General features: G+C 29.5%; 3 protein-coding genes. All 3 read right to left on the minus strand.

What is annotated here, in order from left to right; translation table 11 throughout:
• Positions 1-214, minus strand: a 214-nt coding sequence (locus tag QZ306_RS10535) for a hypothetical protein (RefSeq protein ID WP_295163661.1), incomplete at its 3' end; no start/stop codon positions are given.
• Between the two features lie 239 nt (positions 215-453).
• Positions 454-1,206 carry a hypothetical protein gene (locus QZ306_RS10540; protein ID WP_295163663.1) on the minus strand — a complete coding sequence of 251 codons (753 nt, stop codon included), beginning with the start codon at positions 1,204-1,206 and terminating at the stop codon, positions 454-456.
• A 101-nt stretch (positions 1,207-1,307) separates the two neighbouring features.
• A partial coding sequence (locus QZ306_RS10545) for a hypothetical protein (protein ID WP_295163664.1) occupies positions 1,308-1,645 on the minus strand: 338 nt, incomplete at its 5' end.

Below are 1,645 nucleotides of genomic sequence, written 5' to 3' on the forward strand. Positions count from 1 at the left end.
AGTGAACTTCTAAATCTATTATAAATATCCATGCACCATTAATTGTTGTGACTAATTTATTTTTATCACCAAATTTAATTGCTGGTAGGGAACTAGTTTCTTTATTACACCATTCAAGAATAGGAGTCAAATCGGTAGTTGTCTTGACTGTTCTCATATATAGGTACATCGGAATATCAAGCAGTTCAGAACCATAACCGATAATATCTAACATTCTAGACTCTGCATCTGAACTAACATCTTCACTTATATCAGATAATAAATCCTGCTACTATCCTCCAGTTTTTTGTACACCATTAACAGTTCTAGATGCTGAGTAGTATACGTTAAGCTGTGCGTTCTAATGGCCGTCCAGACCTAACCGCACCGATGATTTCACTGGAGGTTCGTAAACCAAAATAAATTGCTAAAATAATAATTTTTTCATTAAATAATATTATTGAATATGATTGTTTACATTGATATATCTGGCTTTTTTTTTTTGACTTGTTTTAGATAATTGTCTGTAAATGGTATATCTCTGGTGCCTTTTAATTGAAAATCTATACGTGTAAATTCATATTCATAATCTCTTTTTCTATTTGAATCTCTAATTTGATCTTCACCATAAATTTCATCAAGTACTGCAAATCCTTCACTATAATTCACTCTTATAAAATGTTTCTTGTCATTTGAATCTTTAAATATAAATAATATTTCCATATATAAACTTACATATTCGACATATACAATTAATTTTTTAGTTCTCGTATCTAATGAATACCAGCATAATTCTGGGATATCTTCATAATCAACTTTGTGAAATCCTGAATAAAATATTCTCCAGTATAAGTCATCAAATAATGATGTGATATTATTTTTTAAAGCTATTTCATCTTGTTTCAATATTTTTTCCGCTAATATTAATTTGGTATTGAAGCATTCTGTATCGCTTTCGATATAAAAGCGCCATTCATCATTTTCAGTTTGATAATAACCAGAATGATAAGTTGTTCCATCAATTTCGATTGGTAAATAAACTTCGGTATTATCAGGGATATCTTCATCATAATCAAACAAAAAATCAAAATTCTTCACAACACCAGCATCATCAGTTATTGTTCCAACAAGACGAGTTCCCCTAGTCATTTTGATTTTGACTTCATCCTTTCTGTTCACGTCTTTCACATTTTCAAATGGCACTTCGATAGATTCTTTGTATTTCAAATCATTTTTCTTTCTAAATTTGCTAATGTCTTTCTTTAATGTATACTCCTTGAAAATGTGAAAGATAAGTCTGGAAATGATGTACATCATTAACCTCATTGCTAGTGGGATAAGTATTCATTATTTTTGTTATGTTTTCGTCGTTTGTGTGTGATTTTTTCTTCTATTTGATCTAGCTTTTTATTAAGTGCATCAACATCACTCATATATGCTATATATTTTACTGTATATTTTATACTTCTTATCGCTATGTTCTCTTTGATCTGTATCCCACCAATCCTATGTTTATTTGGATTTGATATGATAAATGTTTTATCATTCATGGTACAGCTAGGGAAATCATCTGTTCCTTGATAATCAATAGTTCCACCAGTAATATTAATCGTGACTATATTCTCTTCATAATCAACATCATTGTATTCACTAACTTTTTGGACCA

The sequence above is a fragment of the uncultured Brachyspira sp. genome (assembly GCF_910588665.1).
Classification (GTDB): domain Bacteria; phylum Spirochaetota; class Brachyspiria; order Brachyspirales; family Brachyspiraceae; genus Brachyspira.